General features: G+C 65.6%; 26 protein-coding genes. 12 read left to right on the top strand and 14 right to left on the bottom strand.

The features are described 5' to 3' along the window. Positions 1 to 3,495 carry an indolepyruvate ferredoxin oxidoreductase family protein gene (locus tag IF803_RS15265; RefSeq protein ID WP_461192668.1) on the bottom strand — a complete coding sequence of 1,165 codons (3,495 nt, stop codon included), beginning with the start codon at positions 3,493 to 3,495 and terminating at the stop codon, positions 1 to 3. A gap of 234 nt (positions 3,496 to 3,729) precedes the next feature. On the opposite strand from IF803_RS15265, the gene IF803_RS15270 reads away from it, so the two are divergent. Continuing rightward, a complete protein-coding gene (locus tag IF803_RS15270; protein WP_461192669.1) occupies positions 3,730 to 4,956 on the top strand; it encodes a c-type cytochrome in 1,227 nt (408 codons plus the stop codon). Between the two features lie 4 nt (positions 4,957 to 4,960). On the opposite strand, the gene IF803_RS15275 is transcribed toward IF803_RS15270, so the two are convergent. After that, positions 4,961 to 5,602 (bottom strand): trimeric intracellular cation channel family protein, encoded by a 642-nt coding sequence (locus IF803_RS15275; RefSeq protein WP_304495776.1) that lies wholly within the window; start codon positions 5,600 to 5,602, stop codon positions 4,961 to 4,963. A gap of 144 nt (positions 5,603 to 5,746) precedes the next feature. Between IF803_RS15275 and IF803_RS15280 the strand changes: the two genes are divergently transcribed. Beyond that, positions 5,747 to 6,187: a hypothetical protein gene (locus IF803_RS15280; protein WP_225161761.1), complete on the top strand. Its 441-nt coding sequence runs from the start codon at positions 5,747 to 5,749 to the stop codon at positions 6,185 to 6,187. A 67-nt stretch (positions 6,188 to 6,254) separates the two neighbouring features. Here IF803_RS15280 and IF803_RS15285 read toward each other — a convergent pair whose 3' ends face one another. Genes IF803_RS15285 through IF803_RS15295 form a run of 3 tightly spaced genes read right to left on the bottom strand, consistent with a single transcriptional unit; the run spans position 6,255 to position 7,822 of the window. After that, the gene (locus IF803_RS15285) at positions 6,255 to 7,073 is read right to left on the bottom strand and encodes an isocitrate lyase/PEP mutase family protein (protein WP_461192670.1); all 819 of its coding nucleotides are present in this window, start codon (positions 7,071 to 7,073) and stop codon (positions 6,255 to 6,257) included. 56 nt (positions 7,074 to 7,129) lie between these two features. Further along, complete coding sequence (locus IF803_RS15290; RefSeq protein WP_016839915.1) at positions 7,130 to 7,480, bottom strand: antibiotic biosynthesis monooxygenase family protein; 351 nt, start codon at positions 7,478 to 7,480, stop codon at positions 7,130 to 7,132. A gap of 33 nt (positions 7,481 to 7,513) precedes the next feature. Next, positions 7,514 to 7,822, bottom strand: coding sequence for an NIPSNAP family protein (locus tag IF803_RS15295; protein ID WP_018272098.1), 309 nt, complete (start codon positions 7,820 to 7,822; stop codon positions 7,514 to 7,516). A gap of 117 nt (positions 7,823 to 7,939) precedes the next feature. On the opposite strand from IF803_RS15295, the gene IF803_RS15300 reads away from it, so the two are divergent. Then, the gene (locus IF803_RS15300) at positions 7,940 to 8,635 is read left to right on the top strand and encodes an ArsR/SmtB family transcription factor (protein ID WP_212056709.1); all 696 of its coding nucleotides are present in this window, start codon (positions 7,940 to 7,942) and stop codon (positions 8,633 to 8,635) included. A 298-nt stretch (positions 8,636 to 8,933) separates the two neighbouring features. Beyond that, positions 8,934 to 9,197, top strand: coding sequence for a GCG_CRPN prefix-to-repeats domain-containing protein (locus IF803_RS15305; RefSeq protein WP_016839912.1), 264 nt, complete (start codon positions 8,934 to 8,936; stop codon positions 9,195 to 9,197). Positions 9,198 to 9,266: 69 nt separating this feature from the next. Here IF803_RS15305 and IF803_RS15310 read toward each other — a convergent pair whose 3' ends face one another. Then, positions 9,267 to 9,563, bottom strand: a complete 297-nt coding sequence (locus IF803_RS15310) for a twin-arginine translocation signal domain-containing protein (RefSeq protein WP_461192671.1) — start codon at positions 9,561 to 9,563, stop codon at positions 9,267 to 9,269. Positions 9,564 to 9,903: 340 nt separating this feature from the next. Between IF803_RS15310 and IF803_RS15315 the strand changes: the two genes are divergently transcribed. Together IF803_RS15315 and IF803_RS15320 are read left to right on the top strand one after the other, a co-directional pair. Continuing rightward, positions 9,904 to 11,151: a glycerophosphodiester phosphodiesterase family protein gene (locus tag IF803_RS15315; RefSeq protein WP_461192672.1), complete on the top strand. Its 1,248-nt coding sequence runs from the start codon at positions 9,904 to 9,906 to the stop codon at positions 11,149 to 11,151. Positions 11,152 to 11,294: 143 nt separating this feature from the next. After that, positions 11,295 to 11,645 carry a cupin domain-containing protein gene (locus tag IF803_RS15320; RefSeq protein WP_461192673.1) on the top strand — a complete coding sequence of 117 codons (351 nt, stop codon included), beginning with the start codon at positions 11,295 to 11,297 and terminating at the stop codon, positions 11,643 to 11,645. Positions 11,646 to 12,188: 543 nt separating this feature from the next. On the opposite strand, the gene IF803_RS15325 is transcribed toward IF803_RS15320, so the two are convergent. Beyond that, positions 12,189 to 12,536 (bottom strand): hypothetical protein, encoded by a 348-nt coding sequence (locus tag IF803_RS15325; protein ID WP_028338231.1) that lies wholly within the window; start codon positions 12,534 to 12,536, stop codon positions 12,189 to 12,191. Between the two features lie 122 nt (positions 12,537 to 12,658). Here IF803_RS15325 and IF803_RS15330 point away from each other — a divergent pair, with 122 nt between their 5' ends. Beyond that, entirely contained in the window at positions 12,659 to 13,732 is a 1,074-nt protein-coding gene (locus IF803_RS15330; protein ID WP_461192674.1) for a serine hydrolase domain-containing protein, read from the top strand. 160 nt (positions 13,733 to 13,892) lie between these two features. On the opposite strand, the gene IF803_RS15335 is transcribed toward IF803_RS15330, so the two are convergent. Further along, positions 13,893 to 15,425 (bottom strand): acyl-CoA carboxylase subunit beta, encoded by a 1,533-nt coding sequence (locus IF803_RS15335; RefSeq protein ID WP_461192675.1) that lies wholly within the window; start codon positions 15,423 to 15,425, stop codon positions 13,893 to 13,895. A 159-nt stretch (positions 15,426 to 15,584) separates the two neighbouring features. Between IF803_RS15335 and IF803_RS15340 the strand changes: the two genes are divergently transcribed. Next, positions 15,585 to 15,995 (top strand): DUF4260 domain-containing protein, encoded by a 411-nt coding sequence (locus IF803_RS15340; RefSeq protein WP_461192676.1) that lies wholly within the window; start codon positions 15,585 to 15,587, stop codon positions 15,993 to 15,995. Between the two features lie 98 nt (positions 15,996 to 16,093). After that, a complete protein-coding gene (locus IF803_RS15345; protein ID WP_461192677.1) occupies positions 16,094 to 17,095 on the top strand; it encodes a dienelactone hydrolase family protein in 1,002 nt (333 codons plus the stop codon). 129 nt (positions 17,096 to 17,224) lie between these two features. On the opposite strand, the gene IF803_RS15350 is transcribed toward IF803_RS15345, so the two are convergent. Beyond that, positions 17,225 to 18,088: a DMT family transporter gene (locus IF803_RS15350; RefSeq protein WP_461192678.1), complete on the bottom strand. Its 864-nt coding sequence runs from the start codon at positions 18,086 to 18,088 to the stop codon at positions 17,225 to 17,227. 366 nt (positions 18,089 to 18,454) lie between these two features. Here IF803_RS15350 and IF803_RS15355 point away from each other — a divergent pair, with 366 nt between their 5' ends. Then, positions 18,455 to 19,810 (top strand): aminotransferase-like domain-containing protein, encoded by a 1,356-nt coding sequence (locus IF803_RS15355; RefSeq protein ID WP_461192726.1) that lies wholly within the window; start codon positions 18,455 to 18,457, stop codon positions 19,808 to 19,810. A gap of 240 nt (positions 19,811 to 20,050) precedes the next feature. Here the strand turns inward: IF803_RS15355 and IF803_RS15360 are convergent, their stop codons facing one another. The 5 genes from IF803_RS15360 to IF803_RS15380 all read right to left on the bottom strand — a co-directional run bounded on the left by IF803_RS15360 (position 20,051) and on the right by IF803_RS15380 (position 24,423). Beyond that, complete coding sequence (locus IF803_RS15360; protein ID WP_137483123.1) at positions 20,051 to 20,707, bottom strand: carboxymuconolactone decarboxylase family protein; 657 nt, start codon at positions 20,705 to 20,707, stop codon at positions 20,051 to 20,053. A gap of 80 nt (positions 20,708 to 20,787) precedes the next feature. Then, complete coding sequence (gene blaOXA, locus IF803_RS15365; RefSeq protein ID WP_038388517.1) at positions 20,788 to 21,600, bottom strand: class D beta-lactamase; 813 nt, start codon at positions 21,598 to 21,600, stop codon at positions 20,788 to 20,790. Positions 21,601 to 21,732: 132 nt separating this feature from the next. Next, entirely contained in the window at positions 21,733 to 21,996 is a 264-nt protein-coding gene (locus tag IF803_RS15370) for an EscU/YscU/HrcU family type III secretion system export apparatus switch protein (protein WP_028335488.1), read from the bottom strand. Further along, positions 21,993 to 23,573 (bottom strand): flagellar hook-length control protein FliK, encoded by a 1,581-nt coding sequence (fliK, locus tag IF803_RS15375; RefSeq protein ID WP_461192679.1) that lies wholly within the window; start codon positions 23,571 to 23,573, stop codon positions 21,993 to 21,995. Before fliK ends, IF803_RS15370 begins: the two co-directional genes overlap by 4 nt. Before the next feature lie 64 nt (positions 23,574 to 23,637). Continuing rightward, on the bottom strand, positions 23,638 to 24,423 hold the full coding sequence (locus tag IF803_RS15380; protein ID WP_461192680.1) for an ATP12 family chaperone protein: 786 nt from the start codon (positions 24,421 to 24,423) through the stop codon (positions 23,638 to 23,640). 70 nt (positions 24,424 to 24,493) lie between these two features. Here IF803_RS15380 and IF803_RS15385 point away from each other — a divergent pair, with 70 nt between their 5' ends. After that, a complete protein-coding gene (locus IF803_RS15385; protein WP_028339283.1) occupies positions 24,494 to 24,949 on the top strand; it encodes a hypothetical protein in 456 nt (151 codons plus the stop codon). 80 nt (positions 24,950 to 25,029) lie between these two features. Next, positions 25,030 to 25,488, top strand: coding sequence for a GNAT family N-acetyltransferase (locus IF803_RS15390; protein ID WP_461192681.1), 459 nt, complete (start codon positions 25,030 to 25,032; stop codon positions 25,486 to 25,488). The last annotated feature ends 6 nt before the right edge of the window (positions 25,489 to 25,494 follow it).

Genomic DNA, 25,494 nt, shown 5'->3' on the forward strand with positions numbered 1-25,494 from the left:
CTACTCTGCCGCCATCTGCCGCGGCGCGGGCGGCGGGTTGGCGAGGTCGGCGGCGAGTTGTGCGTAGCGAACCTTCGCTTCCTTGATCGCCTTGTCCTTCACCGGACCGTAGCCGCGGATGCGATCGGGCAGCGCCAGCAATTCGACCGCGATGTCGTGGTTGAGGGGCGACAGCAGGTTCAGCACCGTCGCGACATCCTTCTCGTAGCCGGCGATCAGATCGCGCTCCAGCTTGCGGTCGGCGTTGTAGCCGAAGATGTCGAGCGGCGTGCCGCGCAGGAAGCGGAATCTTGCCAGCACCCTGAAGGCCGACATCATCCACGACCCGAAGGCGCGCTTTTTCGGCCGGCCCTGCGCGTCGAGCCCGCCGCCGAGGATCGGCGGCGCCAGATTGAAGTTGAACTTGAACTCGCCCTCGAACTGATCGCGCAGCTGCTTCTCGAAACGGCCGTCGGTGAACAGCCGCGCCACCTCATACTCGTCCTTGTAGGCGAGCAGCTTTGCGTAGTTGATCGCGACCGCGCGCGGCAGCGCCTCGCCGTAGCCGCCCTTGGTGGCGGTGTCGCGAACCTGGTCGACCAGCTTGCGGTAGCGTTTTGCCAAACGCGCGCTCTGATAGTCAGTCAGAAGCGCCATGCGGTGGGTGATGATCTCGTCGAGCGACATCGCATCCAGCGTCTTGACCGGGGCTGCGTCGTCATCCTGCCCCTTCATCATCGCGGCGAGGCGCGCCGGATCGGCCGCGGCCAGACGCCCGAGCTGGAACGCCTGCGTGTTCATCTTGATCGAGACGCCGTTGACCTCGATCGCCTGCAGAATCGCCTCCGCCGACAGCGGCAGCAACCCGCGCTGATAGGCAAAGCCCATCATCATGATGTTGGTGGCGATGGAGTCGCCGAGCAGCGCCTCGGCCGGCTTGGTGAAGTCGAAGAAGGCGGAGTCCTTGCGCAGCTCGGTCTCCAGCACGCTGTTGACCTTGCGGCTCTGGAAGTTGAAGTCGCGGTTCAGGATGAAGTCCGCGGTCGGGATCACGTGGCTGTTGATGATGCCGACGGTGCGGCTCGCATCGCACAGCGTGATGGTGTCCTTCGACGCCGCCACGACCTCGTCGGCCGCAAGTACCAGATCGGCCGTTCCGGTCACGATGCGCGAGCAGGTCACGTCGGCGGTGTGCTCGGAGAGCCGGACGTGGCTCAGCACCGCGCCGCCCTTTTGCGCGAGACCTGACATGTCGAGGATCATCGAGGCCTTGCCCTCGATATGCGCGGCCATGCCGAGCAGCGCGCCGATCGTCAGCACGCCGGTGCCGCCGACGCCGCCGACCGCGATGTTGTAGGGCCGGTCGAGCGCGGGCTTGGAGGCTGGCTCCGGCAGATTATCGATGCTGCCGAGCTCGGGCGGCGCGCGACGCCTGAGCTTGCCGCCATCGACCGTGACGAAGGACGGGCAAAAGCCCTTCACGCAGGAATAATCCTTGTTGCAGGTCGACTGGTTGATGGTGCGCTTGCGCCCGAGCTCCGTCTCCAGCGGCTCGACCGAGATGCAGTTCGACTGCACCGAGCAGTCGCCGCATCCTTCGCAGACGGCAGGATTGATCAGCACGCGACGCTGCGGATCCTCCATCAGGCCGCGCTTGCGGCGACGGCGTTTTTCGGCGGCGCAGGTCTGCACGAACACGATCGCCGACGTGCCCTTGGTGTCGCGGCACATCTTCTGGACGTTCTCGAGCTCGTCGCGATGGAACAGCTTGACGCCGGGCGCGATCGTATCGGCCGGATAGGCGTCCGGATTCTCCGAGACCAGATAGATCTCGCGGATGCCTTCGGCATGGAGCTGGAAGGTGATCTGCTGCGGCGAGAGATCGCCGTCGTGGCGCTGGCCGCCGGTCATGGCGACCGCGTCGTTGTACAGGATCTTGTAGGTGATGTTGGCCTTGGAAGCGATCGACTGGCGGATCGCGAGAATGCCGGAGTGGAAATAGGTGCCGTCGCCGAGATTGGCAAAGACGTGGTTCTCGTTGGTGAACGGCGCGATGCCGACCCACGGCACGCCCTCGCCGCCCATATGGGTGAAGGTCTCGGTCGAGCGGTTCATCCACAGCGCCATGAAGTGGCAGCCGATGCCGGCCAGCGCGCGGCTGCCTTCCGGCACCTTGGTCGAGGTGTTGTGCGGGCAGCCCGAGCAGAAATACGGCGTGCGGCTGACCGGCGCGGTCGCTTGCATCTGCGTCGACTGACGGCCGTTGAACCAGTCCGCCTTGGCGCGCAGCATCTCGGCGATTTCGGGATTGAGATTAAGTCGAAGCAGCCGTTCGGTGAGCGAGCTCGCAAGCGAGGCCACGCTGAGCTCGGCGGCGAAGGTCAGGAAGCGCTTGTCGTGATCGTCCATCTTGCCGACGATGCGCGGGCGCACGTCGTCGCGCCAGTTGAACAGCTCCTGCTTGACCTGGTTCTCGACGATCTCGCGGCGCTCCTCGACGATGAAGATCTCCTCGAGGCCGACGGCGAAGTTGCGCACGCCTTCCGGCTCCAGCGGCCAGGGCATGCCGATCTTGTAGAGGCGGATGCCGATCTTGGCGGCGATCTCGGGCGTGATGCCGAGCTCGCGCAGCGCCTGGCGGATGTCCTCGTAGCTCTTGCCCGAGGCCATGATGCCGTAGCGCGCGTTCGGCGAATCCATCGTGATGCGGTTGACCTTGTTGGCGCGGGCGAAGGCGATCGCGGCAAAGCCCTTGTAGTCCTGCAGCCGGCGGTCCTGCTCGAAGCGGTCGTCGGGCCAGCGGATGTTGAGGCCGCCCGGCGGGAGCTCGAAATCGGTCGGAATGATGAAAGGCGTCATCTCGTCGGTGAGATCGATCTCGGCCGTGGTCTCGACCGTCTCGGTGATCACCTTCATGCCGACCCAGCAGCCCGAGTAGCGCGACATCGCGATACCCAGAAGGCCCATCTCGATCATTTCGTGGATGCTGGAGGGGTAGAGGTAGGGCATCAGCGCGGAGATGAAGGCGTGGTCGGACTGATGCGGGACGGTGGAGGATTTCGCGCCATGGTCGTCGCCCGCAAGGCAGAGCACGCCGCCATGCTTGGCGGAGCCGGCCGCATTGCCGTGGCGGAACACGTCGCCGCAGCGGTCGACGCCGGGGCCCTTGCCGTACCAGATGCCGACTGCGCCATCATATTTGGCGCCCGGCGACAGGGCGAGTTGCTGCGAGCCCCAGATCGCGGTGGCCGCGAGGTCCTCGTTCACGCCGGGCTGGAATTTGATGTTGTACTGCTCGAGATGCTTGCGGGCGGCGAACAGTTGCTGGTCGTAGCCGCCGAGGGGGGAACCGCGATAGCCGGAGATGAAGCCTGCCGTGTTGAGACCCGCGGCGCGGTCGCGCCTGATCTGCGCCATGGGCAGGCGGACCAGCGCCTGGATGCCGGTCATGAAGACGTGGCCGGTGTCCTGGGTGTATTTCTGGTCGAGGCTGATAGGCCCTTGGTTGATTCCCATTTAGCCCTCTTTTCGCTGGTCGCGACGACAGCTTTTTAGCTAGTCATCCGAGCTTGTTAGAACCAGTCTATGTCGGATTTTCCGGCCCGCGCAGCACAATTCTGGGCGAGCAGGCCCGTCGCTCAAAAATCGCAATTTCGTGCCGGGAATATTGCAGGGCCGTTTCGGTTTCTGTCGCAGGACAGGCCCGCGGCGAAATGGCGTAACGCGTCTTGTGGACCGAAAGGTGATTGGATGCGGCGACGATTTCGAACGACGGGCGCGATTCTGGTCGCCGCGCTGTTGTGCGGTGCGCTCACGGCAAGCGAATGTGCCGCGGCGCCGGCCGACGACGTCATCGCCCGCGGCAAGGCGCTCACGATCGCCGGCGACTGCGCCAGCTGCCACACGGCTGATCCGGCAAAGCCCTTTGCCGGGGGCAAGCGGATCGACACGCCGTTCGGTGCGGTGTTCTCGCCGAACCTCACCCCCGACCGCGATACCGGCATCGGCGGCTGGAGCGACGACGATTTCCTGCGCGCGCTGCGGATGGGCGTCTCGCCGAGCGGCGCGCATTATTTTCCTGCCTTCCCCTACCCGTACTTCACGAAGCTGATCCGCGACGACATCCTGGCGATCCGCGCCTATCTCGCGACGCTGGCGCCGGTCAGCAACAAGGGGCCGCCGCCGGAGCTGCGCTGGCCTTTGAACTACCGCGTGCTGATGCGGGCCTGGAACGCGCTGTTCTTCACGGCGGGCATCATCCAGCCGGACCAGAACAAGGGTTCGGAATGGAATCGCGGCCGCTATCTCGTCGAGGCCCTCGCCCATTGCGGCGCCTGCCACACGCCCAAGAACGCCTTCGGCGCCGACCGGCGCGACCAGGCGTTCGGCGGCAGCATGGTGCAAGGCATGTTCGCGCCAAGGCTCGATGGCGCCGCGCGCAGCGGGCTGAAATCATGGAGCGTGGCTGACATCGCCGAATATCTGCAGAGCGGCCGCAATGGGCACAGCCATGCCGGCTCCCTGATGTCCGAGGTGGTGCTCAATTCGACCTCGAAGATGAGCGACGCCGATGTGCGCGCCATCGCGGTCTATCTGAAGGGCCTGCCCGCCGGCGCGCCGGAGCCGGAGGTCACCCCGCCCTCGCCGGCGCAGATGAGCAATGGCGAGCGCATCTATCGCGGCGCCTGCATCGCCTGTCATGAGCTCGACGGCTCGGGCGCGCCGCGGATCTATCCGCCGCTGCCCGGCAACGCCAATCTGCAATCGGCTAGTCCTGCGAGCACGCTGCGCATCATCCTCGACGGCGCGCAGACCGTGACCACGCCGCGCGCGCCGAACGCAGGCTCGATGCCGGCCTATCCGAAGCTCACCGACCAGGAGGTCGCGGACGTTGCGACCTACATCCGCAATGCCTGGGGCAACGCGGCGCCGGCGGTCACCGCGGACGAGGTCGCGAAGGCGCGGACGGCGAAATAGCCGTTCAACGCTCCTCGTCGCTGAACACGAATTTCGGCATCTCCCATCGGTAGCGGATCGCAAGCATGCGGAACGTCAGCCCGAGCGCGAAGGTCAGCGCGGTCCAGAGCTGGGCGTTCACCTGCAGCCCGGAGCCGGTCACATAGAACAGTCCCGTCACCACGGAGACGCTGGCGTAGAGCTCGCTGCGAAACAACAGTGGCACCTCGTTGCAGAGGATGTCGCGCAGCACGCCGCCGGCGCAGCCGGAGATCATGCCGGCGACGATCACGATCGGCAGCGGGACGTCGACTTGCGAGGCCACGTCGCAGCCGGCCATGGTGAACACCACAAGCCCGATCGCATCGAGCACCAGGAATGCGAGGTTGAGCCGGTGCACCAGCCGCGCCAGCAGGATGGTGGCGAAGGCGCCGGCCGCCGCGACCGCAAGGTAGATCGGGTGCGCGACCCAGAGCAGCGGATAATGCCCGAGCAGCACGTCGCGGATGGTGCCGCCGCCGAGCGCGGTGATCGCGCCGAGCATGCAGACGCCGGCCCAATCCATGCTGCGCCTGCCGGCCGCCAACGCCGCCGTCATCGACTGCGCCGCAACCGCAATGAACGAGAGCACTTGCAGCACCGAATCGGTGGGCGGCATGGTCCACATTGAAAAGGCCTCATGAAACAGATTGGAACCCAAGGAATCGACGGTTCCTGCATGAACAGGTTGCAACATTGGCGCGGAACATCCTTGCGCGCCAGCCATTGTCCCATGCGTTTAGCTTTGAGGTGCTAACGGAGGAACTTTGCAATGGCCCATCAACCTGACGATCCGTATCGCGCCAACCTGACCGAGGACGAAATGCGCCGTCAGGCGCGCTTCAACAGCCTGGACAACGAGCTGCAGCCGGATCCGGAACTCCAGGAGGGACCCGCCAGCACCACCAAGATCGCGATGTTCGCAGTCGCGGTGGCCGTGGTGCTCGGTGCGCTGTTCTACGGCTTGAACAATACGTCGGTGCATGAGGCGGGCACCACGCCGTCAGCGCAGACCGCGCAGCAGCAGCCGGCCAATCCGGCCGCGCCGCCTCCGGGCATGCGCGACGTGACGCCGAAGCCGAACAGCCAGCCCGGCACGACCACGGGCGCGGCACCGGCGCAGCCCGCGTCTCCGTCGGCCAACAAGCCGACTGGACAGGAAATCGACCGCTCGGCGGCGCCGTCCGACTCGACCGGCGACAAGAACAAGTAATCCGCGTCCGTCCCCGGAGCGGTGAAGCAGCGGGCCCCAGCGGCCCGCTGCTTTTTTGCGTGTGAGTCTACTTGAACATCTTGTTGAGCTCGCCGCCGGGATAGCCGTTGGCGAATTCGGTGAAGGTGCCCTTCTCGGCCATCTCCTTGGCCGCCTTCATCACGCCGGCCCAGGCCATCCGCGCCAGTGCCCCGCCGACGCTGATCCGCCGCACGCCGAGATCGGCAGCCGCCTGCAGCGTCAGCTCGGACGCCCCGCCGATCAGAAGATTGACCGGCTTTGGCGCGACCGCCTTCACGACCGCGGAAATCTCCTCCTTCGTCGCGATGCCCGGCGAATAAAGGACGTCCGCTCCTGCTTCCGAATAGGCCTGCAGCCGTTCGATCACCAGATTGAGGTCCTTCTTCCCCCACAGGAATGCCTCACAGCGGCCGGTGAGCAACACGCCGCTGTTGTCGGCATCGATAGCCTTGCGCGCCGCCTTGATGCGCTCGACCGCAAGCTTCTGCTCGAACAGCGGATTGGCGGCGTCTCCGGTGGAATCCTCGATCGAGAGCCCGGCGACGCCGGTCTTGACGCCGCGCGCGACATTGACCGCGACCTTGTCGGGCTCGACCGCGAAGCCGCCCTCGAAATCCGCATTGACGGGAATCTCGACCGCCGCACACAGCGCAGTCAGGTGGTCGCAGACGTCGTCGACGGTGACGCGGTTGTCGGCCTTGGCGATGGTCCATGCAAAGCCCGCGCTGGTCGACGCCAGCGCCTTGAAGCCGAGATGTTGCAAGGCGCGGGCGCTGCCGACATCGAACGGATTCGGAATGATGAAGCACCCGCCCTCATGCAGCTTCTTGAAGGCGGCGCGTTTGTCAGCAGTTGGCAGTGGCATTGGTCGCTCCCTAGAGTCATTGGCCGCGCACAGATAGGCACCCACGCATCCGCCCGCTAGTGCGGCTCATGCACCGCGCGGCTGTCCTTCGGTGCCTGATCGCGTTCGTTCAGGCCGTAATCACGGATCACGCTCGCCACCCGTAGCCGGTAGTTTTCGAAGATCCGCGCGCGGCCCTTGGCCTGGGTACGGCGATGCTCGATCGTGTTGCGCCAGGCTTCAACCGCAGCCTCGTCGCGAAAGAATGACAGCGACACGAACTTGCCCTTCTCGGTAATGCTCTCGAACCGCTCGACCGAGATGAAGCCGTCGATCTCCTGCAGGATCGGCTTCAGCTCGGCGGCAAGGTCGAAATAGAGGTCCCGGTGCTCAGGCTTCGGCCAGACTTCGAAGATCACGGCGATCATGGGCGCCTCCCGCACATTGCTGTTGTGGCCCCACTATAACTCGACCTTGCGGAGAAATGTCCGTTCCTCGGCGAGGATGAAACGGTTTTCTTCCGCGAAGTTGAAGTTCGCGACGCCCTCCTTGTCCTGGCGCAGCCGCGCGCGATAGGCCTCATAGGCGGCAAGGCTTTCGAACGAGATCAGCGCGAAGGCGACATTGTTGGTTCCCTCATGCGGCATCCAATAGCCGATGAGATCGCCGCCGCAGCGCGGGATGATCGAGAGCCAGTTCCGCGAATACTCCTCGAACATCGCGCGCTTGAACGGATCGAGCTGGTAGCGGATGAAGACGGTGACGGTCATTGATGGCCTCCGGTCATGTTTCCGTTATTGCGAGCGTCAGCGAAGCAATCCCCGCAATGACGGCACGGTGAACAATAGCGGCTTGTCCGACCTCGATGCTTCGGCTATCATCGAACTATGAAAGCAGGACCCGACATCTCCCGGATCGCCGCACTGGTCGGCGATCCCGCACGCTGCAACATGCTGACCGCGCTGATGACCGGCCGGGCGCTGACCGCGAGCGAGCTGGCGCAGGAGGCCGGCATCACGCCGCAGACGGCGAGCTCGCATCTTGCCAAGCTCGAGGCCGGCGGGCTGATCGAGCCCGAGAAGCAGGGCCGCCACCGCTACTACCGCCTCTCTGACCCCGACGTCGCCGACGTGTTGGAAGGCCTGCAGGGCATCGCCGCCCGCGCCGGCCATATGCGGGTGCGCACCGGGCCGAAGGATCCGGCGCTGCGCCGCGCCCGCATCTGCTACGACCATCTCGCCGGCGATCTTGGCGTGCAGATGCTCGACAGCATGAAGCGGCAGAAGCTGGTCCGCCAGAGCAAGCAGGCGATCGAGCTCACCGGCGAAGGCAAGCGCTTCATGGCCGAGGAGCTGCAGATCGACGCCGATGCGCTGACGCATCCGCGCCGTCCGGTGTGCAAGGCCTGCCTCGACTGGAGCGAGCGGCGGCATCATCTCGCCGGCACGCTCGGTGCTGCCATGATGGACCGCTTCACCGAACTGAAATGGGCCGCGCGCGATGCTGCGCCGGGCAGCCGCGTGGTCAATTTTTCGCGCAACGGCGAGAAGCGATTCGCCGCGCTGTTCGGCCCGGACCAATAGCGGCGCGCCTTGCGGCAAGCGTCGACGAACCGCCGGTCTCACTTGCCTCGCCTTCCGATGTATCTTCGCACGCTCGCCATTAGCGCGGCTGTCGCATCTGCGAAATATTTCGAAGTGATGCTGAGCCGACTTGCGGCGCGCTGACGCAGCTGTGAGCTGCAACATTCATGTCGCATTCAGGCCGCAACATTATGGTCGGCGACATCGGGCACGGCTTCTGCAATGATCCCGCCGGGCGAATCGGTAGACGAAAGTTTGTTGCGGTGCCGCAGCGCGGCCCAAATAAAAAGGAGAAGACATGAAGTATCTTTTTGCTGCAGCAGTTTTGCTGACGACCGCATTCGCCGGCATCAGCGCCGCTGATGCGGCCGGTGGCTGCGGCCCCGGCTGGCACCGTGGCCCCTATGGCGGCTGCGTCAGGAATCGCGGCGTCGTCGTCGCGCCGGGCGCCGTCGTCGTGCGTCCGCCGGTCGTGGTTGAGCGCCCCGTCGTGGTGGCGCCGCGTGTCCGCGCCTGCCCTTACGGCTTTGCCTGGCGCTACGGCCGTTGCCGCCCGATCTGATCGCTGCACATTCCGAACTAACAAAACCCCGCCTGGCGCGGGGTTTTTCTTTTCGTCACAGAGTCGATATCACCAGCGACGCCAGTGATGACGGCGCCAATGGTGGCGGCGCCAGCCCCAATGCCTGCGGTGCCAGTGCCGGTGACGCCAACCCCAGTGGCGATGATGCCAGCGTACTTGCTCGGGCTTCATGCGGCCGACCTCCTCGCCCGTGGTGACGGCGGGATGCGCATCGCCAGCCGCCGGTGCGCGTGCATCCTGGTTGAGAGGAAGCGGCGCGAGCGGCGCCGCCTGCGCCGTCGCTGCGAAGGTGACGGCTCCGGCGGCGGCACCGAAGGCCATCTTCAGAAAATCCCGGCGTTCCATGAGCGTTTCCCTTTGTTGCTGAGCTGGACCAACTGCAGCAGCGAGTTTTTGCCTCGCGACCTGAACACTCGCTGAACCGCGCGTTCACGTTTGATGGAACTCGAGGGTCGTCGACGTCGTGACGTCACGCAACCATCATGCCGCCGTTGCCTCCTCCGCCAGCACCAGGAGATCGCGCGTACGCGTCACCTCCGGCCAGTCACGGTTGAAGTCGGCGACCAGCCGCTTCATGTCATCACAGTTCAGCGCGCTCCCTCCATGGTTCCATTTCGCACACGCGGCCGGTCTATGCTCCGTGATATGTCGGTCTGCTGACAATGCCTGATCAGGGGGATCACCCATGCTTGCCCGTCACCGCACCGCCCTGCTCGCGTTCCTGTTCGCCCTCGGCGCCGCGCTGCCCGTCGCCGCCGGGGAGATCGCGCTGCCGCGCGAGGCGCAGCTCGGGCCGCGCCCGTTTTATCTGGTCGACAAGATGAAGGACGGGCCCCTGAAGCAGCAGCTCAGCCAATGCACCGGGCCGTTCCACAAGACCGATTTTTCGATCGGCCATCGCGGCGCCGCGCTGCAATTTCCCGAGCATAGCCGCGAATCCTATCTCGCCGCCGCGCGGATGGGCGCCGGCGTGATCGAATGCGACGTCACCTTCACGCGGGATCGCCAGCTGGTGTGCCGGCATTCGCAATGCGACCTGCACACCACGACCAACATCCTGACGGTGCCGGACCTTGCCGCGAAATGCACGCAACCCTTCAGCCCGGCCGATCCGGCCACCGGCAGGAAGGCCTCGGCGAAATGCTGCACGAGCGACATCACGCTCGCCGAATTCAAGCGCCTCACCGCGAAAATGGACGGTTTCAATCCGGATGCGAAGACGCCGGAGGAGTTCCAGAACGGCACGCCGCGCTGGCGCACCGACCTCTACGCCAATTCCGGGACGCTGATGAGCCACGACGACAGCATCGCCTTGATCAAAAGTCTCGGTGCAAAATTCACGCCCGAGCTGAAGGCGCCGGAGGTGGCGATGCCGTTCGACGGCGACTACACCCAGGAGACATATGCGACCCAGATGCTCGCCGCCTACAAGGCCGCCGGCATTCCGCCGAGCGAGGTCTTCCCGCAGAGCTTCAGCCTCAAGGACATCCTCTATTGGGTGAAGACCGAACCCGATTTCGCGAGCCGGGCGCTCTATCTCGAGGACCGCTACGAGAAAGCAGGCCTCGATCCGAACCGGCCGGAGACCTGGAAGCCGTCGATGCAGGAATTGAAGGCCTCCGGCGTCGCGATCCTGGGGCCGCCGATCTTCGCGATGCTGGCGCTGAACGACAAGGGCGAGATCGTCCCGTCGGCTTACGCCAGGGCGGCGAAGGCCGCCGGGCTCGATCTGATCGGCTGGTCGCTGGAGCGCGACGGCCCGCTCAATCGAGGCGGTGCGTTCTACCACAAGTCGGTGAAGGCGGCGATCGACCGCGACGGCGACACGCTGAGCGTGCTCGATGTGCTGGCAAGGCAGGTCGGCGTCCGCGCGATGTTCTCCGACTGGCCGGCGACGACCACATTCTATGCGAACTGCATGGGGATGAAGTGAAATCTTGCCGGGCGCGTTACGGCTGCCCCGCCCTACGCACCGTGCGCGCCCGCCATGACCATTCCGGCCGTTCCGCGCGCGGCAGAACAGGACTAGCATCATCGCCTTCCCGCCCGACGGGACAACACCACAGGGAGGCCGCCATGAAGCCAGGACAACCGGTCAAGGACGCCAGCCATCTCTACGAAGTCGAGCGCCGCGCCCAGCACGCCGCCCGCCCCGGCTTCCGCATCATGGAGCTGCAACTCTCGCCGACCCAGAAGGTGCCGTGGCACACCCACAGCAACATCTCCGACACCTTCTATGTGCTGGAGGGCCAGATGCGGCTGTTCCTGCAGGAGCCGAAGGAGGAAGTGAATCTGAAGGTCGGCGAAGTCTACGCCGTCCGCCCGACCCGCCCTCACCTCGTCACCAATGCCGGCACGACGTCGCTGACCTTTTTGATCCTGCAAGGCGTCGGCGAATACGACTACGTGCCGCTGGCGTCGGGCTGAGGACACGCGTCGCTTGCTGCGCCGTCGTCCCTGCGGAAGCAGGGACCCATAACCACCGCGTTACGTTGTTGAAGCAAGCTGTGGCCCCAACGTCGTGCAACAAGATCGAGCTGTGGTTATGGGTCCCGGGTCGCGCTGCGCTTGCCCGGGACGACCCAAGGATAGAAACCGATTCACATCTCAAATGGCCTGTACGGCGTCATCACCCGTGCATGCGGAATCCAGCTTCCCAGAGACGCCGGTGTTTGAGTCGAGAAGCCGCGGCGTACTGGATCGCCCCGGTCCCGTCTTCGCCAAGGCTTCGATGGGGCTTGTTGGGCACGCCGAAGCTTTAGCGGAGGCGGCGAACCTGGCGATGACGGTGCGGGTTCCTCACACACGATCGTCGTCCTGGCGAAAGCCAGGACCCATAACCACCGCATTCGGTGATGAACGGGATCGCGGCCCCAGCGCCGCGCAACAATTGAGATTTGGGGTAATGGGTCCTGGCTTACGCCAGGACGACACTGAGTTTGTGGCGCCGCTTTGCGCGCCCACCGCGCCTCACATCAGCTTCAGCGGCGCATCGTGAACCAGCCGCAGGTCGATATTGCCGATCAAACGCGCACGGCGCGCCTCGGCGGTGCTTATCGCAGCCTCGGTCTGCCGCAGCGTGCTGACATTCGATCCGAGCGACACGATGCCGCCGAGCACCAGTGCGATCGATCCGAGTGCCGCAGTCTGACCAGCGCCTAACAGCCCAAGCAGCGCGACGGCCAGCAACGCAAACCCGCCTGCGATCGCGACCTTTGACCCGAGAATGATCCGCCGGGAGCGCTCGGCGCTCTCGGCAAGCTCCTCGATCTGCGCCTCGATCTCGGAGATCTCGTCGGTCGGCTCGTCTTCGGTCATCAAGTTCGAACCTGTAGGGCGGGTCAGGCGGAAGCCGTAACCCGCCGTGTTCATTTTCGCAAGAAATCGCTACGCTTCAGGCGCGCGCTAGCTCTTGGTCATCCGATTCGGACTCAAATCAAATGTTAGCCTGTTCAACGCTCGACGACGGATGGGTCGTTGCGGCTCCCGCCGAGGTCGGCTTCGATGCCGAAAGCCTCTCCGGACTCGACGCGTTTCTCAAACAATGGCCCAAGCGCAACGTTCACGCCGTTGTCATCGTGCGGCGCGGCAAGCTCGTGTTCGAGCGCTATTTCGCCGGCCGGGAGCGCCGGTGGATGGAGTGGTCGGCACCGGTTCAATTTTCGCCGGAAACGAAGCACGACATCCGCTCCATCTCGAAGAGCGTAACCTCACTTCTGATCGGCTTGGCGATCAGCGAGGGACAATTTCCGCCGCTCGATTCCGCTGTTATCGACTATTTCCCCGAATATGCCGATCTTCGTACGACCAAGAACGCTCGCATCACGTTCCGGCACCTGCTCACCATGTCGCACGGTCTACGGTGGGATGAAGCGCGCGGCTGGAACAGTCAGGCGAATAACGAACGGCATCTGCTCGAAGCGAAGGATCCCTACCGCTATGTTCTGGAACAGCGGATGGCGCTGCCGCCCGGCGCATCGTTCAACTATAGCGGCGGCGCCACCAGCCTCCTGGCTGCGGCCCTTGCCAAGAGCGTCGGCCAACGGATCGATGTCTTTGCCAGAGACAAGCTGTTCGAACCGCTCGGCATCACTGATGTCGAGTGGCTGAGTTTTACCGGCAGTGCCGAACTCGCGGCCTTTGCCGGATTGCGGCTACGGCCGCGCGACGTCGCCAAGCTTGGCCAACTCGTCGCGAATGATGGACGCTGGAACGGCAGACAGGTCCTGCCCGCCGCGTGGATCGCCGAGTCAACCAAGCCGCGGGTTAACGCCGGAGGGCACGTGGCCGTCTACTATGGTTATCACTGGTGGCTTGGCCGTTCCTTGCTGAATGGTCACGACCTGACCTGGATCGCCGCGTACGGCAGTGGCGGCCAACGCCTTTTCATCGTGCCCGGGCTCGATCTCGTTGTCGTCGTGAACGCCTTCGAGCAGACGCATCACATCCCGAACGCCATCCTCAACCAGTTTGTCCTACCTGCCGTCACAGATTGTCCGCCCCTTTCAGCGTAAAGGGTTGGAATGGGTTGAGATCAGCCTTCTGTTTGCCGGGCGGGTTAGGCGACGGCGTCCGCCGTAGCTCAACGAGCGAAGGCGGAAGCCATAACCGCCGCGGATCATGCCGAACGAAGGCGGTGGGTTGCGCTTGCGCTAACCCACCCTAAGCTATCGCTCACAACGGCAAATTGTCGTGCTTCTTCGCGGGAATCTCCACCTTCTTGTCCTTCAGCATCGCCAGCGCTCGCGCGATCCGCCGCCGCGTCGAATGCGGCATGATGACGTCGTCGATGTAACCGCGTTCGGCGGCGATGAAGGGAGACAGGAAGCGGTCTTCGTATTCCTTGGTGCGGGCGGCGATCTTGTCGGGGTCGCCGATGTCACTGCGGAAGATGATCTCCACCGCGCCCTTGGCGCCCATTACAGCGATCTGCGCGGTCGGCCAGGCGTAGTTCATGTCGGCGCCGATTTCCTTGGACGCCATGACGTCGAACGCGCCGCCATAGGCCTTGCGGGTGATGATGGTGACGAGCGGCACCGTGCACTGCGAGTAGGCGAACAGCAACTTGGCGCCGTGCTTGATCAGGCCGCCATATTCCTGCGCGGTGCCCGGCAGAAAGCCCGGCACGTCGACGAAGGTGACGATCGGGATATTGAAGGCATCACAAAAACGAACGAAGCGTGCGGCCTTGCGCGAGGCATCGCTGTCGAGCACGCCCGCGAGCACCATCGGCTGGTTGGCGACGAAGCCGACGGTGCGGCCGGCGATGCGGCCGAAGCCGGTGACGATGTTCCTGGCGAAGGTCTCCGAGATCTCGAAGAAGTCGCCCTCGTCGACGACCTTCAGGATCAGCTCCTTCATGTCGTAGGGCTTGTTTGGATTGTCGGGGATCAGCGTGTCCAGGGACATATCGACCCGGCCGATGTCGTCGAAGCTCGGCCACTCCGGCACGCCGTCGGTGTTGTTCGAGGGCAGGAAGTCGATCAGGCGACGCATCTGCAGCAGCGCGTCGACATCGTTCTCGAACGCGCCGTCGGCAATCGAGGAGCGCGTGGCGTGCACCGAGGCGCCGCCGAGTTCTTCCGCCGTCACCACCTCGTTGGTGACGGTCTTCACCACGTCCGGGCCGGTGACGAACATGTAGCTGGTGTTCTTCACCATGAAGATGAAATCGGTCATCGCGGGCGAATAGACGTCGCCGCCGGCGCAGGGGCCCATGATGACGGAGATCTGCGGGATCACGCCCGAGGCGATCACGTTCCGGCGGAACACGTAGGAATAACCCGCGAGCGCCGCGACGCCCTCCTGAATGCGCGCGCCGCCGGCGTCATAGAGGCCGATGATCGGCGCCCTCGCCTTCATCGCCATGTCCTGCAGTTTCGTGATCTTCAGCGCGTGGGTCTCGGAGAGCGAGCCGCCGAAAACCGTAAAATCCTTGGCAAAGACAAACGTCTTGCGGCCGTTGACGGTGCCCCAGCCGGTCACGACGCCGTCGCCGGGGATCCTGGTCTTCTCCATGCCGAACTCGATCGAGCGGTGCTCGACGAACATGTCGAATTCCTCGAACGAGCCCTTGTCCAGCAGGAGCTCGATCCGCTCGCGGGCGGTCAGCTTGCCACGGGCATGCTGCGCCTCGATGCGCTTTTCGCCGCCGCCCAGCTTGGCGCCGGCGCGCCGCTCTTCGAGGGTATCGAGGATATCTTTCATTTGTTTCCGCCCGTGTTAGCTACAGTCCGCGTCCCGGCACGAGCCGGTCCGCTTCGTTCGGAAATGGCTTTAGCACGGCCGTTTCGGAACCGGAAAGCCGCTTGTGAGCGGGTTCGGGCGCAAAAACGGTAGGATTTTCCGATATCTGGGGAGACAGCGATGACTGATACGACCACGGGCGAGACCGGTGCCGCGACCGGTGGGGTGCGCACCCTGCTCCGGCTGGAGGGCCTGGTGCTGTTCCTCGGCATGACCGTGCTCTACTACAAGTGGGAGGGTTCCTGGCTGGTCTACGTCCTGCTGTTCCTGGTGCCGGACATCAGCTTCGCCGCTTACTTGATCAGCCCGCGGGCCGGCGCCATCGCCTACAACGCCGCGCACACCTATCTGGCGCCGGTGGCGCTGATGACGCTGGGTTTTGCCGGCGAAGGACCGCTGGTGCTCTCGATCGCGATGATCTGGCTCGCCCATATCGGGATCGACCGCGCGCTCGGCTACGGGCTGAAATATTCTGTTGGTTTTGGCTTCACCCATCTCGGGCGGATCGGGAAGGCGCAGGAGCCCGCCTAGCGGCCCGCTCCCTGACGTCACGCACGGCCGGTCAAATTGACAGCGTGCGCGTCGATTGCTGTAGTCGCGGCCAATCAAGACAACCTCCGGGGGAATCGATGCTGACAGACTGGCGCCTGGCCGCGACCGCGATCCTGTTTTGCTGCGCCGTGCTGTTCACCTGCATCGAGACCAGCGCGCAGCAGATTCCGAAGGAGATCGCGGCACGCACCGAGATCTACGGCATCCCCTCACTGACGATCTCCGACCAGCAATTTTTGAACGGCGACGGCAACGGCAAGGCGGTCACCGTCGGCGGCGAATTCCGCATCGCGCAAGGCAGCGGCCGGCTGCCGGTCGTGGTCTTGATGCACGGCTCGAGCGGCGTCGGCGCCGGGATGGATGGCTGGGTGCGCCACTTCAACGGCATGGGCATCTCGACCTTCGTGATCGACGGCTTCTCCGGCCGCGGCCTCACTGCAACCGGACCGAACCAGGCGCTGCTCGGCCGGCTCAATCTGATCGTCGACATCTATCATTCGCTGGAGATCCTCGCCAAACATCCGCGGGTCGATCCCGAGCGCATCGTGCTGATGGGATTTTCGCGCGGCGGCCAGGCGACGCTCTATGCCAGCCTCGACCGCTTCAACAAGCTCTGGAACAAATCCGGCGTGCAGTTTGCGGCCTATATCCCGTTCTATCCGGATTGCTCGACCGGCTATCTGACCGATACCGAGGTCGCGGCGCGGCCGATCCGGATCTTCCACGGCACGCCCGACGACTATAATCCGGTGGCGAGCTGCAAGGCCTATGTCGCGCGGCTGCAAGCGGCCAAGCGCGACGTGGTGCTGACCGAGTATCCCGATTCCGCGCACGGCTTCGATGCCGGCCTGATCGGCAACAGCACGGTGGTGGAGGCAACGGGATCGCAGACCGTGCGCCACTGCACCATCAGGGAAGGCGAAGGCGGCGTGCTGATGAATGCATCGACCCAGGCGCCGTTCAGCTACAAGGATGCCTGCGTCGAGCTCGGCCCGCATGTCGGCGGCAACCCGACCACCGCGCTCGAGGCCCGCAAGGCGGTCAGCGATTTCCTGCAGGCGCTGTTCAAGCTGGGCTGACGAGGCCCGAACTCTATATCCTCATCCTGAGGGAGCCGCGAAGCGGCGTCTCGAAGGATGCAGGCCCGCCTGTGGCCTCAAGGTTCGAGACGCACGTTCCGCGCTCCTCACCATGAGGAGAGACAGACGTCAGGCGAAGCGGCGCGCGAACACCACGCAGACCACGACGAGCAGGGTCGCCGCGATCATCGACCAGGCCACCTGCTCGTGCAGCAGCAGGCCGGCCAGCGCGAGGCCGAAGAACGGCTGCAGCAGCTGCAATTGGCCGACGCTGGCGATGCCGCCGATCGCAAGCCCGCGATACCAGAACACGAAGCCGACCAGCATGCTGAAGATCGAGACATAAGCGAGCCCGAGCCAGGCCGGCGCGCCGATGCCCTGCCAGCTCGGCGGCAGCGTCATGATCGTCATCACGAGCACCACCGGCACTGAGAGCACCAGCGCCCAGGAGATCACCTGCCAGCCGCCGAGCCGCCGCGACAGCGCAGCCCCCTCGGCATAGCCGAGGCCGCAGACGATGATGGCGGCGACCATCAGGAGGTCACCGGTCAGCGACGCCGATCCGTCGCTCGACAAGGCGAACGCGCCGACCGTCGCGCTGCCGATGCAGGAGAACAGCCAGAACAGCGGCTGCGGCCGCTCGCCGCCGCGCAGCACGCCGAACACGGCGGTCGACAGCGGCAGCAGCCCGATGAACACGATCGAATGCGCCGAGGTGATGTGCTGGAGCGCGAGCGCGGTGAGCAGCGGAAAGCCGATCACGACGCCGAGCGCGACGATGGTCAGCGACACCAGGTCCTTGCGCTGCGGCCAGGGCTGCCGCAGCACCGCCAGCAGCACGGCGCCGAGCAGCGCCGCGATCGCCGCCCGCGCCGAAGTCAAGAACAGCGGCGAGAACCCGGCGACGGCCACGCGGGTCGCCGGCAGCGAGCCGCTGAAGATAATCACGCCGAGCAAGCCGCTGCCCCAGCCGTCGATCGAAGCCTTGTCCATTGTACCTCACCTCCGGGACGCGTCGCGAGTTGAGGTCGAGCCGCGAGCTGCTCCCTCTCCCGCTTGCGGGGGAGGGTTGGGGTGGGGGTTTCTCCACGAAGAGACTATCTCTACGTGACAAGAGCCCCCACCCGCATCGCATCTTCGATGCGATGCGACCTCCCCCGCAAGCGGGAGAGGTGCAGCGAGATTGCAGCCGGACCGATTCAACCGAATCTCACGCGGCCTTCGCACCGACCATAGCCAGCGGAGGCTCGCCAAGGCAGCTACAGATCAGTACAATATCGCAAAACTGTATGGGCTAAGGTAGGCATACACTTGCAACAGCAATCCGATGCACCAAAGGCGACGCGGACCACCGACGTGATGAACGCGATCCGCGCCAAGGTGGCGAGCCGCGCGCTGGTTGCCGACGACCGCCTGCCGTCGATCCGTGGCCTGGCCGCGACCATGGGCGTGTCGCCCTCCACCGTCGTCGAGGCCTATGACCGGCTGGTGGCCGAGGGCCTGATCCGCGCCCGGCCCGGCTCCGGCTTCTATGTCTCGTCCGCGGCGCTGCCGCCGCTCGCGCTCGCCAAGGACCAGCCGCAGCGCGACCGCGCGGTCGATCCGTTCTGGGTGTCGCGGCAATCGCTCGATGCCGAGACCGGCGCGCTCAAACCCGGCTGCGGCTGGTTGCCCGCCGAGTGGATGCCGACCGAAGCGCTGCGGCGCGCGTTGCGCGGCCTCGCGCGGGCCGACGACGCCGTGCTCTCCGACTACGGCGCGGCACGCGGCTCGCTCACGCTGCGCCGGATCCTGATGGCGCGGTTTGCCGACGAGGGCCTCGAGGTGCCGCCCGAGCAGCTTTTGCTGACCGCATCCGGCACGCAGGCGATCGATCTCGTCTGCCGCTTCCTGCTGCGGCCGGGCGACACCGTGCTGGTCGACGATCCCTGCTACTTCAATTTCCGGGCCCTGCTGCGCGCGCATCAGGTGCGCATCGTCAGCGTGCCCTATACGGCGTCGGGGCCCGATGTCGCGAGCTTCGAGGCGACACTGGCCGCCGAGCGGCCGCGGCTCTATGTCACCAACTCGGCGCTGCATAATCCGACCGGTGCGACGCTGTCGCCGCAGACCGCGCACCGCGTGCTGAATGCCGCCACCGCCTACGATCTCACCATCGTCGAGGACGACATCTTTGCGGACTTCGAGCCGGAGCCTTCGGCGCGGCTCGCCGCGCTCGATGGCCTGAGCCGCGTGATCCGGATCGGCAGCTTCTCCAAGACGCTGTCGGCATCGGTGCGCTGCGGCTTCATCGCCGCGCGCGCGGACTGGATCGAGGATCTCGTCGATCTCCAGGTCGCGACCAGTTTCGGCGGCCCCAGCGCGGTCGCGACCGAGATCATCGCCAGCGTGCTGTCGAGCGGTTTCTATCGCAAGCATGTCGAGGAGCTGCGCCGGCGCCTTGCCCGCGCCCGCCGCGACGTCGGCGACAAACTGCAGCGCATCGGCGTCACACCCTGGCTGATGCCGCGCGGCGGCTTCTATCTGTGGTGCCAACTGCCCGACGGGTGCGACTCCGCCGACGTGGCGCGGCTGGCGCTCGCGGACAATGTCGTGCTGGCGCCGGGCAACGTGTTCAGCGCCTCGCAGACGGCCGCCGCCTTCATGCGCTTCAACGTCGCGCAATGCCGCGACCCGAAACTGATGCCGACCTTGCAGCGGGCGATCGGGCGCTAGACCAGGATGAGTTGGGATGAAGGTCTCGAGGCAGACTGGTTCTACCTCTCCCGCCTGCGGGGGTCGAGACGAGCGAAGCTCGCTCTTAGGTCGTATTGCATCGAAGATGCAATACGGGCGGGGGCTCTCTCCACGATGTGATCCCTGGAGAGAGCCCCCACCCCAACCCTCCCCCGCAAGCGGGAGAGGGAGCACACCGCATTCGCGATTGCGCTGGCAGCCACCCGACGTAGTGGCGCCCTACTTCTCACCCACCTTGAACGGCTCCTCCTTGCCTGGCGGCACCGTCTCCTCCGCCATCGCCAGGATCATCGCCACCATCACGTAATTGCCGGCGACGGCGGTGAGGTCGACGATCTGCTGATCGTTGAAGATCTTCTTGGCGCGCGCATAGGTCTCGTCGGAGACCTTCTTGGTCGTGGTCAGTTCGGTGACGAAGTCGTACACGACCGCCTCGTCGTCCGCCATTTTCGACGGCCGGTTACCGGCCTTCAGCTCGGCGATGACGTCGGGCGGCAGGCCGGCCTTGGCGGCGAGCGGCGCGTGCGCGAACCACTCAACCTGCGAGCGCCACTGCCGGCCGATGATCAGGATCGCGAACTCGTTCAGCCTGGTCGGCACCGAGGTCTGCCAGCGCAGATAATAGAACAGATCGTAGAGGCGCTGGCCGAGCACCGGGCTCCTGATCATCGGATTGTAGGGACCGCCGATGCCGACGCTCGACACCTTCATGATCTGCTCGCCGAGCGGTTTTTGCAGGTCGCTGAGCTGCTCCATCGTGAGCTGCGGGAAGCGCGGCTCCTTGCTGGTGGCCGGTGCCGAGAACACCGTCGCCGCGAGCCAGCCGCCGGCCGCGGCCAGCGTGAGCGACGAGAGCCAGACTGTTGCTGAATGCATGATTCCTCCGCTTGATTTTATCGGAGGATGCTAGTCGAGCTACGTAGCGCCAGCCAGCGATGAACACGCAGATCAGGTCATCACAGCGCGACGATATCGGTGAGGCATTGCTGCGTGACGCTCATCCGCGCATCGATCTGCGCCTGCGTCTTGCAGTCCATGTTCATCGCGAACACGGTGATGTCGGTGCCCTTCTCGGCCCAGCCGACCAGCCAGCCGAGCGAGCCGTGCTCCTTGTCGGTGAGGCCGGTCTTGGCGCGGATGACGGTCTCGCCGACTTTCGTGACGGGGAGGATGTCGCACACCAGCTGCTGGCTGTGCTTGCCGACCGGCAGCACGCCGCGGCGCAGCCGGTCGAGGAAATCGATCTGCTGCACCGGATCGATCCGCAAATTGCCGGTCACCCAGAACTGGTCGATGCCGCCGCCGATGTCGCGGTTGCCGTAGTCGATGATCTCGAGATATTTCTTCATCCGCTCCTCGCCGATGCGGCGGGCGATCTCCTGGAACACCGGGAATGCCGACACCGCGAGCGCGGAACGCAGCGTGTGATCCTTGTTCCAGGCCTCGATGCTGCGGGTTGTGCCGTCCCACTTGAAGACGTCCTTGTCGGGGTCCTGCACCACGCCGGTCTCGAGCGCGATCAGCGCGTTCGGGATCTTGAAGGTCGAGGCCGGCAATTTGCCCTCGCCCGAGCGGACCTTGTCGCTGGCGATGATCAGATAATCGTCCACCTTGTAGCCGACGAAGGTACCCTCGGTGCCGAGATCGAAGAACCGCTTTTGCAGCTCCTCGCGAAACTCGCTGCGCTGGTAGGATACGTTGGCGAAGCTGCGCGACGGCAGGATCGTAGCGGCAGCAAGCAGACCGAGCGCATGGCGGCGATGGATCACGACAAGTCCTGGGCAGGTTCGGATTGACGACGATGCTGATGCCATCGTGGTGAAAGGATGGCAATAAGACTCACTTGTTTGTCGCGTTTTCTTCACGCGAACCGGTGTCCACTTCGCTCGAAGACGCGCCCGCTAGCGCGCCCGGCCCGACATCCGCAGCACGAACACCAGCACCTCGGCGACGGCCTTGTAGAGCTCGGCCGGGATCTCGTCGCCGAGCTCGACATTGGAGAGCGCGCCGGCCAAGACCTCGTTCTCCTCGATCGGGATGTCGTTGGCCTTGGCGACCTCGATGATCTTGGCGCCGATTGCGCCCTTGCCTTTTGCCACCACGCGCGGTGCGCCGGCGTGGTCGTAATGCAGCGCGACCGCGAGCTGGTTGTTGGCCTCGCTCATGATGCGCGGTCCAGGAAATGGCCGGCGCGCGCGGGCGCGGGTTGCGGCGGGCTGCCGTCGCGGATCTCGATGTCGCCGGGCGTGAGCTCGGCCCTGGTCAGCGCCTGGCTCAGCTCGGACGCGCCGGCGCGCAATTGCGCGGCGGTCGAGGGCCGCTCGGCCCACATCCGCACCGAGGTGCGCTCGCCGTTCAGCGAGACCAGCGCGTGCACCGGGCCAGCCGGCTCGACATCGAGCGTGAAGCGCGCGCGCCACAACCGCTTGGCCGCCTCGACCTCATGGCCGCCGCCATCGCGGGAAATCTCGAACTGCGCCATCGCCGTGCCCTGCTGGGTCAGGAACGGGATCTCGAAATTCCAGCGCGGCAGCATGGCGTCGAGCTGCGGGCGCGCAGCGTCGCCGCGGTCCGGCAGCGAGGCAACCTGCAGCAGCGTCTGCCGCGCCAGCGCGGCGTCGGTGTTTTCCAGCAGGCGGTGCGCGGCGGTCGTGAGCGGCGTGCCAGCGGCAATCGACGGCTCCGCGACGGCCTGGGCCGACGGCAGCGCGCCGTGAAACGGCGGCGGCGGCGTGTTGCCGCGTACGGGCACCTCGCCCGGCAGCATCTCCCTCGGCGCGGCGCCCTGCCGTGCCGGATTGCCGAGTTCGTGCAGCGCTTCCTGAATGAGATTGAGCGCGCCGCCCGCGGACGGGCCGGCATCGAGCGCATCCGCGAGTGCTCCGGCGAGCCCTGCGGTGCCGCGGCTGACATCCTCGGCGACCGGCAGGCGGGCCTGGGGCAGCAGGATCTCCTGAACGTCGAGGTCTGGCGCGCCGGATGGCACCAAGCTCGGCGTCGTGCCGACATTGGCAAGCGCCGGTTGCTGGACCAGCGTGGACACAGGCTTCGCGGTTTCACCGGGACCGAGCGAGGTCAGCGCCTGGCGCAGCACGATCAGCGCGGCCTTCAGATCGGGCACGCTGCCGCTCGCGGGCGCAACGCCCGCGGCCAGCGTCGCCTCGAACAGCAGGCCGGATTTCTGCAAGCCGGTCTTGACCGCATCGCCGCTCAAATTCTCGTCGAGCCCGGTCTGCTGCGCCAGCACCTGCGCGATCGCAGCCTGCAACTTCGGCGGCAGATTGGCCGCGGCGACCGCGGCGAGATTGGCAAACAGCGGCGCCTGGCTGCCCTGCACCGCCGCCGCATGCTGTGCGGTCGCGGTGATGGTGACGCGCTCCAGCGGCGTCAGCACAGCCTTCGGTGCCGTGGCGATCGGCTGAGCGGCGTCGGTGGTGTTGGCCGCTGCGTGCGACAGCCGTACCGCGTCGCCGGTGTCCGGACCCTGCCCGACCAGCTGCAGGCGGATGCCGTCATTGGTCTGCGACACCGCGAGCCGCAGGTTCTGGCCCTGCTGCAGCGGCACCTCGGTCTGGACGTCGATCGACAGGCTCGCGATCGCGATTCGCACCAGATCGGCGGACAGCACCTTCAGCACCTGCGCATTGACGACGCTGCCGGCCTCGAGCGTGAGGTCCGGCGCAACGCCGTCCGCCTCCTTCGAGGCGAGCACCGGCAGCACGGGATTGATGGCGATTGCCATGTCGGAGGTCTCGGCCAAGGGCGAGGAACGCGCCGCAGGCTAGCCCGGCGCCGTAAACCCCTCGTTAACCGGCAGCCGGCTTGAGCTCCCTGAGCACGCCCGCGGCGGCCTTGAAATCGAGCTGGCGGGCGGCGCGGCGGGCAGCGACCTCCTCGTCGACGCCCCATTTCTCGATGTTCCAGTCCTCGTCGACATGGGCGGCGGCCCAGACCTGGTCCTCGTCGCGGACACCGTGCGCCAGCGCCAGCGCGAGCAGCACCGAGCCGGTCAGCGTCGTCACCACATGGAGCGCCGCGACCGACCATGGGTCGGTCGGGAACGCCGCCCGCGCCGCCTTGATCGCAGGCTCGGGCTGGCCGACATGCATGACCCCCTCGGCCATCACGAAATGGGCGCCGAGCGCGTCAGCGGCCCAGAACAGGATCGGATCCCAATGCCGGGCCTCGCGCGCCACCAGCGTTTCGGGATGCCCGGCGCGATAGAACAAGAGGTCGCTGCCGAGGAACTTGGCCGCATCGTCGGCCACCTCGTCAACGCGATCGATCACCCCCTCGATCACGCTGTTGGCAAGGCGCGTCAGCGGCATGGTCATGGGATCGATGGTCTCGCCCTGCGCATTCCATTCCGCCGCCACCGCGTCCGCAATGGCCCGCGTCGGCACCGCGATCGGCTTGCCGGACGGCGAGCGGATCGGCTTGCCGTCGAGGGTGATCGAAAATCCGCCGTCGGCCTCGGCGACGCCGGCGCTGGTGTAGAACCGCTTGCGCTGGGGCGTGCGAATGTGGCGCCGCACCGCCTCCTGCGGATCGAATGGAGATTGTTCTGGGACATCGTCGAAAAGTTCGCGCATCGCGCCGGCCGGCTTTCGTTCGGAAGGATTTCCCTGCAAGATATGTCAGGGGCAACGGCAAATAAAGCTGATGGGACGCGTCAAGATCCTCGCGGGTTTCTCGCTCGTTGCGGCCGCCCTGGGCGCCGCCACCGCCGACGCCGGGTTCCGCACACCGGAATCGCTGATCCGCAACGTCTACGCCTACTATGGCAAGGGCAGTCCTGCGTTTTCCAATGGACTCCCGCGCGACGAGGACGCTGCCCGGCAATTCTTCGATTCGTCCCTGCGCGCGGCCTGGTCCGCCCCGCACGACGCGCCGTACGATTTCCTGGTGCAGAGCCCGAGCTGGAGGCTCGGCCCGATCTCGATCGCCATCCTGCGCCGGCAGTTCGACCGGACCGACCTGACCGTCTCGTTCGATAATGAGGGCCGCGCGGTCACGCTCAATTTCATCGTCGTCAACGGGCCCGACGGCTGGGTGATTTCCGACGTCGAGAGCCCGCACGATTCCCTGCGGATGTTTCTGACGCAATTCAAGCGCTAGAAGACCGTCCTTGCACTTGTGCGCCTTGCGGATGAAGAACGCATATCGCGCCACGACCTCGCCTTTGTGGAGATTGCTCAATGACGGACGTCGCCTTCCGCCGCGCCGAACTGGCCGACCTTCCAGCGATCGTTGCCCTACTGGCCAACGACATCCTGGGCCAGCAGCGCGAGGACGCGAGCTTCCCGCCGAACCAGAAATATGTCGAAGCCTTCCAGGCTATCCTTGCCGATCCCAACCAGTTGCAAGCCGTCGCGACCTTGAACGACGCCGTGATCGGCACGCTTCAACTGACCTTCATTCCCGGATTGGCGCGCATGGGCGCCTGGCGCGGGCAGATCGAGGCGGTCAGAATCGCCGAGACGCACCGGGGCTCAGGCGTTGGCCAGCAGATGTTCGAATGGGCGATCGAGCAATGCAGGGCGAGAGGCTGCAATCTCGTGCAGCTTACCACCGACAAGGCGCGCCCCGACGCGCATCGCTTCTATGAACGGTCGGGATTCGTCGGCAGCCATATCGGCTACAAGCTGACGCTCTGAAGCTGC

The sequence above is a fragment of the Bradyrhizobium sp. UFLA06-06 genome (assembly GCF_054820065.1).

What these genes read in the sequence shown, in the direction of transcription:
- IF803_RS15275 (WP_304495776.1), bottom strand. Translation starts at nt 5,602, where the DNA reads ATGTGGACCATGCCGCCCACCGATTCGGTGCTGCAAGTGCTCTCGTTC.
- IF803_RS15350 (WP_461192678.1), bottom strand. Translation starts at nt 18,088, where the DNA reads ATGGACAAGGCTTCGATCGACGGCTGGGGCAGCGGCTTGCTCGGCGTG.
- IF803_RS15355 (WP_461192726.1), top strand. Translation starts at nt 18,455, where the DNA reads ATGAACGCGATCCGCGCCAAGGTGGCGAGCCGCGCGCTGGTTGCCGAC.
- IF803_RS15370 (WP_028335488.1), bottom strand. Translation starts at nt 21,996, where the DNA reads ATGAGCGAGGCCAACAACCAGCTCGCGGTCGCGCTGCATTACGACCAC.
- IF803_RS15380 (WP_461192680.1), bottom strand. Translation starts at nt 24,423, where the DNA reads ATGCGCGAACTTTTCGACGATGTCCCAGAACAATCTCCATTCGATCCG.
- IF803_RS15345 (WP_461192677.1), top strand. Translation starts at nt 16,094, where the DNA reads ATGCTGACAGACTGGCGCCTGGCCGCGACCGCGATCCTGTTTTGCTGC.
- IF803_RS15320 (WP_461192673.1), top strand. Translation starts at nt 11,295, where the DNA reads ATGAAGCCAGGACAACCGGTCAAGGACGCCAGCCATCTCTACGAAGTC.
- IF803_RS15385 (WP_028339283.1), top strand. Translation starts at nt 24,494, where the DNA reads ATGGGACGCGTCAAGATCCTCGCGGGTTTCTCGCTCGTTGCGGCCGCC.
- IF803_RS15280 (WP_225161761.1), top strand. Translation starts at nt 5,747, where the DNA reads ATGGCCCATCAACCTGACGATCCGTATCGCGCCAACCTGACCGAGGAC.
- IF803_RS15285 (WP_461192670.1), bottom strand. Translation starts at nt 7,073, where the DNA reads ATGCCACTGCCAACTGCTGACAAACGCGCCGCCTTCAAGAAGCTGCAT.
- IF803_RS15325 (WP_028338231.1), bottom strand. Translation starts at nt 12,536, where the DNA reads ATGACCGAAGACGAGCCGACCGACGAGATCTCCGAGATCGAGGCGCAG.
- fliK (WP_461192679.1), bottom strand. Translation starts at nt 23,573, where the DNA reads ATGGCAATCGCCATCAATCCCGTGCTGCCGGTGCTCGCCTCGAAGGAG.
- IF803_RS15360 (WP_137483123.1), bottom strand. Translation starts at nt 20,707, where the DNA reads ATGCATTCAGCAACAGTCTGGCTCTCGTCGCTCACGCTGGCCGCGGCC.
- IF803_RS15390 (WP_461192681.1), top strand. Translation starts at nt 25,030, where the DNA reads ATGACGGACGTCGCCTTCCGCCGCGCCGAACTGGCCGACCTTCCAGCG.
- IF803_RS15270 (WP_461192669.1), top strand. Translation starts at nt 3,730, where the DNA reads ATGCGGCGACGATTTCGAACGACGGGCGCGATTCTGGTCGCCGCGCTG.
- IF803_RS15290 (WP_016839915.1), bottom strand. Translation starts at nt 7,480, where the DNA reads ATGATCGCCGTGATCTTCGAAGTCTGGCCGAAGCCTGAGCACCGGGAC.
- IF803_RS15310 (WP_461192671.1), bottom strand. Translation starts at nt 9,563, where the DNA reads ATGGAACGCCGGGATTTTCTGAAGATGGCCTTCGGTGCCGCCGCCGGA.
- IF803_RS15335 (WP_461192675.1), bottom strand. Translation starts at nt 15,425, where the DNA reads ATGAAAGATATCCTCGATACCCTCGAAGAGCGGCGCGCCGGCGCCAAG.
- IF803_RS15300 (WP_212056709.1), top strand. Translation starts at nt 7,940, where the DNA reads ATGAAAGCAGGACCCGACATCTCCCGGATCGCCGCACTGGTCGGCGAT.
- IF803_RS15305 (WP_016839912.1), top strand. Translation starts at nt 8,934, where the DNA reads ATGAAGTATCTTTTTGCTGCAGCAGTTTTGCTGACGACCGCATTCGCC.
- IF803_RS15340 (WP_461192676.1), top strand. Translation starts at nt 15,585, where the DNA reads ATGACTGATACGACCACGGGCGAGACCGGTGCCGCGACCGGTGGGGTG.
- IF803_RS15330 (WP_461192674.1), top strand. Translation starts at nt 12,659, where the DNA reads ATGTTAGCCTGTTCAACGCTCGACGACGGATGGGTCGTTGCGGCTCCC.
- IF803_RS15295 (WP_018272098.1), bottom strand. Translation starts at nt 7,822, where the DNA reads ATGACCGTCACCGTCTTCATCCGCTACCAGCTCGATCCGTTCAAGCGC.
- IF803_RS15265 (WP_461192668.1), bottom strand. Translation starts at nt 3,495, where the DNA reads ATGGGAATCAACCAAGGGCCTATCAGCCTCGACCAGAAATACACCCAG.
- IF803_RS15315 (WP_461192672.1), top strand. Translation starts at nt 9,904, where the DNA reads ATGCTTGCCCGTCACCGCACCGCCCTGCTCGCGTTCCTGTTCGCCCTC.